Here is a 9,502-nt window from a genome sequence, read left to right on the forward strand (position 1 = left end):
CGCTTACGTTCGGATCGAGCAGCGGCTCGCATGCCCGGCCGACGTCTGATCCAGCGGCGACGGCCTCGACACACCGGCACGGCCCCGACCCACCCACCGGCACGAAACCCGCACCCGCACTCGCGCACGCGACCGCGACCGCTCACACCTGCGGCCGACGCCCCCTCTCCTGGCGCGGGAAGGACTGGTCGGCGCCAGGAAGCGTCGGCTTCGGCAGTGTCGCGACCTCCTGCTTCGCCTTCTCCAACTGCTCCGCCGTGTCGTCGGGCAGCTGCGGCGCGCGCGGACGGGAGTGGGAGAAACGGAACGCGGACGTGAGGTCACCGAACGCGGACCGACGCCAGTCGGTGACGTTCGGTTCCTCGACCCCCGTGAACCGCTCCAGGAACTGAAGCGCCGACGTGTGGTCGAACGCCTCCGTCGCCACCCAGCCCCCCACCGTCCACGGCGAGACGATGATCGCGGGCACCCGGAACCCACCCCCGATCGGCAGCCCCTGCACGAACTCGTCGGCCGTCCCGGCCGCCGGCGTGGGCGGCGGCACATGGTCGAACAGGCCGTCGTTCTCGTCGTAGTTGAGGATGAACGCCGTCTTCCGCCACACCTTCGGGTTCGACGCGATCGCCTCGATCTTCGAGGCGACGAAGTCCGCCCCCGCCGCGGGCAGATAGTCCGGATGCTCCGACTGGTAGCTGGTCGGCATGATCCACGACACCGCCGGCAGCCGGTCGTTGCGGGCGTCGTCCTCGAAGGTCCCCTCCGGCTGCGGCCGCACCCCCCGCTCGTACAGGTCGGATCCCGGCTGCGCGGCACGGAAGTTCGCGAACTGCTCCAGCATGTTGCAGCCGTAGTCGTCGTCCTGCTGGTACACCTTCCAGCTGACCCCGGCCGCCTGGAGCCGCTCCGCGTACGTCGTCCACCGGTACGGTGTCGGCGCCTTGTTGGCGAGGACCGGGCCGCCCTGGGTCCCGCCCGGGTCGATCGTCCCCGTCATCCAGTAGAGCCGGTTGGGCCAGGTGGGCCCGAACACCGAGCAGAAGTAGTTGTCGCAGATGGTGAACGTCTCGGCGAGCGCGAACTGGAACGGGATGTCCTCACGCGTGTAGTACCCCATCACGTACGGCCCGTTCACCCCGTCCGCCTTGCGGTGCGCCGGCAGCCACCGGTCCATCCGGCCGCCGTTCCACGCCTCGTGCTGCACCGCCCACGCGTGGCTCGTCGAGGGGATCGCCTGGGCGCTGGACGTGTGGGTGTCGAGGTGGAAGGGGAGCAGGTACCCCTTCGGGTTCACGGCGTCGGGCTGGTAGAAGACCGACCGGCCGGTGTCGAGCGTCAGCGCGTGCGGGTCGGCGAAACCCCGGACGCCCGACAGCGTGCCGAAGTAGTGGTCGAAGGACCGGTTCTCCTGCATCAGCATGACGACGTGCTCGATGTCGCGGAGGGAACCGTGCCGGGGCGGTCCGGCCGCGACGGCCTTCTGGACGCTCGGCGGGAGGAGGGAGAGTGCCGCGGCGCCGCCCAACGCGCCGGCGGCCGAACCCAGGAGTCTACGACGTGTCAACTCGGCCATGATCGCCCCTTCTTGAGTCTTCGTCCGTTCTCCGGAGTCGAACCACGGGGCACACCGGGGCGGCCCCGCCGTTTCACTCTCCTTGGGGCTCAAGAGGGTTGGCAGAGGCGCGCGGTGAACTTGTGGACAACGCGCGGAAAGGGGTTGGCCAAGCCATGACCCGGGTCGCCGGGACGTCGCCCGGCCGTTGCCGGGACTTGGCCGCCTTCACGCGGACTCCACGACCGCCGGACACGTCCGCTCCGTGGACGCCGCCTCACCCACCCCCGTACGCTCGGCCCGTACCTCTGACTGAGTCAACCGTCCACGCCACTCCGCTCCCTCCTCCAGAGCGCGCACCGATCAACACCCAGAGCCCACACCCAGAGCCGACATCCGGGGTTGACCATGACCGTCCAGGACATCCGCTCCTTCAACCGCTTCTACACGAACGTCATCGGCGCCCTCGACTACGGCCGCCACCTCTACGCCCCGTACACCCTCACCGAGTCACGCGTGCTGTACGAACTCGCCCACTCCCCCCGCGCCGAAGCCACCGACCTCTGCGGTGAACTGTCGCTGGACTCCGGATACCTGAGCCGGATCCTGAACAAGTTCGAGCAGGACGGCCTGATCGAACGCACGCCCTCGGAGCACGACCCGCGACGCCGCCGGATCACGCTCACGCGGCGCGGCCACGAGACCGCGGCCGTCCTGGACGAACGCTCGCGGGAATCCGTCGGGGCCCTGCTCGCGACCGTCCCGGCCGGCGACCGCCCGCGTCTCGCCGAGGCGATGCACACCGTGCGCACGCTCCTGTCCTCCCGTCGCCCCGCCCTCCGTACGCGCCCGCACCGCGAGGACGTCGCGCTGCGCGAGCCGGTCCCCGGCGACCTCGGCTGGATCGTGCAGCGCAACGCCGCGCTGTACGCCGCCGAGTACGGCTGGAACACCGACTACGAGGGCCTGGTCGCCCGGATCGTCGCGGACTTCGCCGAGGACCACGATCCGCACCTGGAGCGGGTCTGGATCGCCGAGCTGGCCGGGCGGCCGGTGGGATGCGTGATGTGCGTACGGGACGACGCGCCGGGAACGGCCCGGCTGCGGCTGCTCCTCGTCGAGCCGGACGCCCGTGGCCTCGGCATCGGCGACCGGCTGGTGGAGGCGGTCGTCGATTTCGCGCGGGACGGCGGTTACCGGGACCTCGTCCTGTGGACCAACGACGTCCTGACCGCGGCCGGCCACGTCTACCGGCGCCACGGCTTCTCCCTCGTCGCCGAGAAGCCGCACCGTTCCTTCGGCGCTGATCTCGTCGGCCAGGACTGGCGACTTGATCTGCACGTCTCCCCCGGATGATCCGGAGTGCCGGGTAGGGTCCCGGACCATGAAGCTGGCCTTCTCCACGCTCGGCGTGCCCGCGCTCCCCGTCCCCGACGTCGTACGACTCGCCGCCACGCACGGCTATCACGGCGTCGAACTCCGCGCGCACCCCGAGGAGCCGGTGCACCCGGGGCTCGGGCCGACCGAGCGGGCCGAGGTCGTCGCCGCGTTCGAGGCGGGCGGTGTGGAGATCATGGGCCTGGCCGGGTACGCGCGGGTGGCGGCGCCGGGCGACGACGGCCCCGTGGTCGCCGAGATCCGCGAACTCCTGGACCTGGCCCGGGACCTGTCGGCCCCCTTCGTCCGTGTCTTCCCGGGCGCGAGTGCCGGGCAGAGCTCCGAGGAGGCCGACGCGACGGCGGCGCGACGGCTCGGCACGGCCGCGGAGTACGCTGCCGACCTCGGCGTACGCATCCTGCTGGAGACCCACGACTCGCACCGCACCGGGGCGGACGCGACGCGGATCCTGGGCCTGGTCGGCCATCACCACGTGGGCGCGCTGTGGGACGTCATGCACACCTGGCTCGGCGGCGAGGAGCCGCCGTCGACGTACGCGGCCCTGTGCACGTACCTCGGCTATGTACAGGTCAAGGACATCGCGTCCGCCGAGGACACGGCCCCGCTCCCGCTGGGCGCGGGCGTTCTGCCGCTCGCGGAGTGCGTGGAGCTGCTCTCCCGGGAGGGCTGGGACGGCTGGCTGTGCTGGGAGTACGAGAAGCGGTGGTACGAGGCCGCCGCGCCGCTTCCGGACCTGCTGGGTCCGGGCCGGGACCACCTCGCGCGTCTGCTGAACGAGTCGGCGTAGAGCCGCGCCGGCCGCCTCCGGAGCGGCACCCGCGCACCCGGCCGCACCGCCCGCACCGCCCGCACCGGCACTCGACCCCACCGCGCGCACCGGCAGCCGACCGAGCCGCCCGAACCGGCAGCGGCCCCGTCGCCGTGTCCCACCGCGCGCCCGTGGCCGCGCCCCACCCCCACCCGTGATCGCGGACCGGCCGCACCGCCTCCCCGCCACCACCTGGAGCGATCGCCTTACCCCCCACCCACCCCCGGCAAACCGGCTATCGTGGTCGGCATGTCGGCCCCGGAACTGATCCGTATCGTCTCCCGCGACTCCCCCATGGCCTTGGCCCAAGTGGAGCGCGTACGCGCCGAGTTGAGCGCGCTCCGTCCAGAGATCCGCACCGAGGTCGTCCCGGTGAAGACGACCGGCGACAAGTGGATGGGCGACCTGTCCAAGGTCGAGGGCAAGGGCGCGTTCACCAAGGAGGTCGACGCGGCACTGCTGGCGGGCGAGGCCGATCTCGCGGTGCACTGCGTGAAGGACATCCCGGCGGACCGCCCGCTGCCCGCGGGAACGATGTTCGCCGCCTTCCTGGCCCGGGACGACATCCGTGACGCGCTGATCCACCCCGGCGGGCTCACCCTGGACGAGCTGCCGCAGGGCGCCCGGATCGGCACCTCCTCCGTGCGGCGCGTCGCGCAGCTCGCCGCCTCGCACCCGCACCTGGAGTGTGTGCCGTTCCGGGGCAACGCCAACCGCCGGCTGGAGAAGCTGGCGGCGGGTGAGGCGGAGGCGCTGCTGCTCGCGGTGTCCGGGCTCGAACGCATCGGCCGCGCGGACGTGATCAGCGAGGTCCTGTCACCCGAGACGATGATGCCGCCGATCGGCGCGGGCATCCTGGCCCTCCAGTGCCGCGAGGGCGACACGGACCTGATCGAGACGGTCAGCGACCTCGGCGACCCGGACACGCACCGCGAGGCCACCGCGGAGCGCATGTTCCTGCACGTCCTCCAGGGCCACTGCAACTCACCGATCGCCGGCTACGCGAAGGTCGACCGCGGTGGCGAACTGTCGCTGCGTGCCTGCGTGTTCACTCCGGACGGCAAGACGGTCCTGAACGCGCACGAGTGGGCGGGCCGTCTCGACGCCGCGACCCTCGGCACGTCGGTCGCCGTCGCCCTGCTGCGCCAGGGAGCCCGCGAGCTGATCGACGGCATCCCGCACTGACCGGGGCATCCCGCACCGGCTGACGGCCCCGCCCCGAGGACACGCTCCCCTGCGCGGGGCCGACCCGCCCGCCCCGCGGACGCGCGGACGCCCAGACCCGCACACCCGGCGACTCGGGGCCCCAGCGCCCGCAGCCCGCAGCCCGCAGCCCTCAGCCCTCAGCCCTCAGCCCGGTGAACTCCGCAGGGTCCGCGCGGTGATGGACGTGGACCCCTGGGACGCCGGCCACCGCCGTGCGCTCAGACCGGCTCGCCCACCCGGTCCCTCGTCGGTCCGTCCGCCGGTCCGTTCGCGGGTCCGTCCGGCGGACCGACCGCCGCGCGGGCCGTCCGTGACGGTGTCAGGGAGGTCAGGGCCACCCCTCCCACCAGCAGCGCCGCCGCCCCCCAGCGCAGGGGGCCGATCGGCTCGCCCAGGAACAGGGCCGCGGACGACATGCCGAAGACCGGGACCAGGAGGGAGAAGGGCGCGACGGTGGACGCGGGATGGCGGTGGAGCAGCCGGCCCCACGCCCCGAAGCCGAGGACGGTCGTGATCCAGGCGACGTAGACGACGATTCCGGCACCCCGCCAGTCGAGGGCGCGCAGCGCGTCGAGGTCCCGGGCCGGGCCCTCCGTCAGCAGCGAGAGGCCCAGCAGCGGCAGTACGGGGACGGTGCTCACCCACACCATGAAGTTGAGGGGGTCGGGCGGGGACGCCTTGCGGGTGAGGACGTTGGACACGCCCCAGCAGGCCGCCGCCGCGATCACCAGCGCGAAGGCGCCGAGCGGACCGCCGGTGCCCTCGTCCACGGCGGCCAGCCCCACGCCGCACAGCGCCACCCCCATCCCCGCGAGCCGGACGCCGGTGGGGCGTTCACCCAGGACGACGTGGGCGACGACCGCCGTGAAGACCGCCTGGATCTGGAGTACGAGGGACGCCAGGCCGGCCGGCATCCCGGCGTCCATGCCGATGAAGAGCAGTCCGAACTTGGCGACGCCCAGGACCAGTCCCACCGCCACGATCCACTTCCACGCGACCTTGGGCCGCCCCACGAAGAACACCGCGGGCAGGGCGGCCACCAGGAAGCGCAGTGCCGAGAAGAGCAGGGGCGGGAAGTGGCCGAGGCCGACCTCGACGACGGTGAAGTTCACGCCCCAGACGGCGGCGACGAACACGGCGAGACAGATGTGGGCGGGTCGCATGGGTCGAGGATCACGTCCCCGGACCGTTAAGCACCAGCGAATCCTGCTGCATGGTTGGATGAAGCATTCCTGATGAAAGGGGCGGGTCGTGCTCGATCTCCAGCGGCTGCGCGCCCTGCACGCCGTCTCCGTGCACGGCACGGTCGGCGCCGCCGCGGCCGCGCTCGGGTACACGCCCTCCGCCGTGTCCCAGCAGATCGCCAAACTGGAGCGGGAGACCAGGACCGTCCTTCTCGAACGGCGCGGACGCGGTGTGCGGCTCACCGAACAGGCCCTTCGACTGGCGGCCACCGCGCAGCAGTTGATGGCCATCGTGGAGCGGGCCGAGACCGAGCTGGAGGAGCGGCGCGGGGTGCCCGCGGGCCGGCTGGACCTCGCCGCCTTCGCCAGTGCGGCACGCGGGCTGCTGCCCGCCGTACTGGCCGACCTGGCCGTCCGGCATCCGGCCCTCGACACCCGGCTCACCGAGGTCGACCCGCATCTCTCCGTGGACCTGGTCGCCAAGGGCGCCGTCGACGTGGCCGTGGCACACGACTGGGACATCGCGCCGCTCCCCGCCCCGCCGGGCGTGGAGCAGGCGGTGATCGGGGACGACTTCTGCGACCTCCTCGTGCCCGCCGGGCATCCCTTCACCGGGCGCACGTCCGTGCGGCGGGAGGAGCTGGCCGGCGAGCGATGGATCTGCCAGCCGCCCGGACGGGTGTGCCACGACTGGCTGGTGCGCACCCTGCGCGCGGCGGGCTGCGAGCCCGACATCGTCCACCAGGCGGACGAGAACCCGACCCTCGTCGCCCTGGTCGCGGCCGGGCTCGGCGTCGCGCTGATCCCCCGGCTCGGGCGTGGCGCGCTTCCCGAAGGGGTGGTGGAGGTGCCGCTCGACCCGATGCCCGTACGACGGCTGTACGCGGTGTGGCGCACCGGCGCGGCGCGGCGTCCGGCCATCGCGGAGACGGTCCGCACCCTCCGGTCCCACTGGGTGTCGGTGTCCCGGCACGACCCCCGGTGAGCGGCGCCCCGGCGCCTCACGAGACCCGCCCGGCACTCCCGTACCGACTTCGGCGATCAGTCGGAATCCGGGAACCCGGACCCGTGCCGGCCCGTCCAATCCGCATGCTGCCGCACGAGTCTCGCAGTGCGGTGTCGGCCTCGCTGCTGGCTGCGATCGCTGACCACCCTCTCCGCCGCCTGCGGCCGGCAGCACGCCGTCACCGGCGCGCCCCCCTCCAACTGCGCCGGTGACGGCCCCCGTCCGGCTACTGTGCACACCCTTGACTGGAAGAAACTTCCCAGATATTCGTGACTCCTCGGAAGTTTCCTTCACGAGGGAAGGAGCGCTCGTGCGCGACGCCAGCACGGGAAGCACCGCACAACCGTCCAGACGTACGGTTCTCGCCGCCACCGCCGGGACCACCGCCGCTCTCGCCCTGCGCACGGCCCCCGCCCGGGCCGCCGGGGGCCACCATGACGAAACGTCACTCCGCTCCCTGATCTCCCGCATGACGCTCGAAGAGAAGGTCGGCCAGCTCTTCGTGATGCGGGTGTACGGCCACTCGGCCACCGCCCCCGACCAGGCCGACATCGACGCCAACCTCGCGGAACTCGGCGTCAGGACGGCCGCCGAGCTGATCGCCCGCTACCGCGTCGGCGGCATCATCTACTTCACCTGGGCCCACAACACCCGCGACCCGCACCAGATCGCGGCGCTGTCCAACGGCATCCAGCAGGTCTCCCTGGCCCAGCCGCGCGGTCTGCCCGTGCTGATCTCCACCGACCAGGAGCACGGCATAGTGGCCCGGGTCGGCAAGCCCGCGACGCTCTTCCCGGGCGCGATGGCGCTGGGCGCGGGCCGCTCACGGGAGGACGCCCGTACCGTGGGGCGGCTCGGCGGGGCCGAACTGCGCGCGCTCGGCATCCGGCAGGACTACGCACCGGTCGCCGACGTGAACGTCAACCCGGCCAACCCGGTCATCGGGGTGCGCTCCTTCGGCGCCGACCCGGACGCCGTGGCCCAGCTGGTGACGGCCGAGGTGGAGGGATACCGGAGCGCGGGCGTGGCCGCCACGTCCAAGCACTTCCCGGGGCACGGTGACACCGCCGTGGACAGTCACTTCGGCTTCCCGGTCATCACGCACAGCCGTGAGCTGTGGTCGGACCTGGACGCCGTGCCCTTCCGGGCCGCGATCCGGGCCGGCATCGACTCGATCATGACCGCCCACATCATGGTCCCGGCGCTCGACCCGGCCGGCGACCCGGCCACGCTCTCCCGTCCGATCCTCACCGGCATCCTGCGTGAGGAACTCGGCTACGACGGCGTCGTGGTGACGGACTCGCTCGGCATGGAGGGCGTGCGGACGAAGTACGGCGACGACCGCGTCCCCGTGCTGGCCCTGAAGGCCGGCGTCGACCAGCTCCTCAACCCGCCGTCCATCGACGTCGCCTGGCACGCCGTGCTCGACGCGGTGCGCGGCGGCGAGCTGACCGAGGCCCGCCTCGACGAGTCGCTCCTGCGCGTCCTGCGCCTCAAGGCGAGGCTCGGGCTGCTGGAGAACCCGTACGTCAGCGACCGCGAGGTGGACCGCGCGGTCGGCACCGCGGCCCACCTCAGGGCGGCCGACCGGATCGCCGAACGCACGACGACCCTGCTGGTCAACGAGCGGGGCCTGCTGCCGCTCTCCCGGCGTACGCACAAGAAGGTGCTGGTCGTGGGCGCCGACCCGGCCTCGCCCTCCGGCACCGACGGCCCGCCCACCACCGTCCTGGCGACCGCCCTGACCGCGCTGGGCTTCACGGCCACGGCGCTGTCCACGGGGACGGCGCCCACCGGGGCGGCCGTCGACAGCGCGGTCGCGGCCGCCGCGGGAGCGGACGCCGTGGTCGTCGGGACGTACAACGTCACGGCGGCGAGTTCGCAGCGGACGCTCGTCGACCGCCTGGTCGCCACCGGCGTCCCGGTCATCGTGATCGCCCTCCGCAATCCGTACGACGTGGCCCATCTTCCGTCCGCCGACGCCCACTTGGCGGCGTACTCCTGGACAGACGTCGAAGTGCGGGCCGCCGCACGGGTGATCGCCGGCCGGGCGAAGCCGCGCGGCAGGCTTCCGGTCGCGGTACAGCGGGCGGACGACCCTGCCCAGGTGCTGTACCCGATCGGATACGGAATGACGTATTAGTACCTACGCCGCACACCGGACGCACCACCCCTGACGGACGCAAAGCACCCCTGATGCCCAGCGTGACCCGCCGCCGCGGGGGACGCCGGGGCGGGGGTTGGGGGGGGCTTCAATCGAGGCCGCGCGGGGGGGCGGCGGTGGGGCGGGGCCGGCGGCCGGGGTTGGGGTGGGGGGTCTAACCCCGGCGGTGTTTGGCGCCCCCCCGGGC

The 9,502-nt window shown here is 72.9% G+C and carries 7 protein-coding genes; 5 read left to right on the forward strand and 2 right to left on the reverse strand.

What is annotated here, in order from left to right; all coding sequences use genetic code 11:
* Positions 1 to 142 precede the first annotated feature (142 nt).
* Positions 143 to 1,570 (reverse strand): alkaline phosphatase family protein, encoded by a 1,428-nt coding sequence (locus ACFV2J_RS42035; protein WP_385092572.1) that lies wholly within the window; start codon positions 1,568 to 1,570, stop codon positions 143 to 145.
* Positions 1,571 to 1,957: 387 nt separating this feature from the next.
* Here ACFV2J_RS42035 and ACFV2J_RS42040 point away from each other — a divergent pair, with 387 nt between their 5' ends.
* The 3 genes from ACFV2J_RS42040 to hemC all read left to right on the forward strand — a co-directional run bounded on the left by ACFV2J_RS42040 (position 1,958) and on the right by hemC (position 4,940).
* Entirely contained in the window at positions 1,958 to 2,905 is a 948-nt protein-coding gene (locus tag ACFV2J_RS42040) for a GNAT family N-acetyltransferase (protein ID WP_385092569.1), read from the forward strand.
* A gap of 28 nt (positions 2,906 to 2,933) precedes the next feature.
* Positions 2,934 to 3,734 (forward strand): sugar phosphate isomerase/epimerase family protein, encoded by an 801-nt coding sequence (locus tag ACFV2J_RS42045; protein WP_385092566.1) that lies wholly within the window; start codon positions 2,934 to 2,936, stop codon positions 3,732 to 3,734.
* 270 nt (positions 3,735 to 4,004) lie between these two features.
* On the forward strand, positions 4,005 to 4,940 hold the full coding sequence (hemC, locus tag ACFV2J_RS42050; protein ID WP_385092563.1) for a hydroxymethylbilane synthase: 936 nt from the start codon (positions 4,005 to 4,007) through the stop codon (positions 4,938 to 4,940).
* Positions 4,941 to 5,179: 239 nt separating this feature from the next.
* On the opposite strand, the gene ACFV2J_RS42055 is transcribed toward hemC, so the two are convergent.
* Positions 5,180 to 6,124, reverse strand: a complete 945-nt coding sequence (locus ACFV2J_RS42055; RefSeq protein WP_385443765.1) for an EamA family transporter — start codon at positions 6,122 to 6,124, stop codon at positions 5,180 to 5,182.
* Positions 6,125 to 6,212: 88 nt separating this feature from the next.
* Here ACFV2J_RS42055 and ACFV2J_RS42060 point away from each other — a divergent pair, with 88 nt between their 5' ends.
* Positions 6,213 to 7,130, forward strand: coding sequence for a LysR family transcriptional regulator (locus ACFV2J_RS42060; protein WP_385092557.1), 918 nt, complete (start codon positions 6,213 to 6,215; stop codon positions 7,128 to 7,130).
* Between the two features lie 331 nt (positions 7,131 to 7,461).
* Positions 7,462 to 9,294, forward strand: coding sequence for a glycoside hydrolase family 3 protein (locus ACFV2J_RS42065; RefSeq protein WP_385443769.1), 1,833 nt, complete (start codon positions 7,462 to 7,464; stop codon positions 9,292 to 9,294).
* Positions 9,295 to 9,502 lie beyond the last annotated feature (208 nt).

The organism is Streptomyces sp. NPDC059668, from assembly GCF_042734135.1.
In the GTDB taxonomy this organism is placed as follows: domain Bacteria; phylum Actinomycetota; class Actinomycetes; order Streptomycetales; family Streptomycetaceae; genus Streptomyces.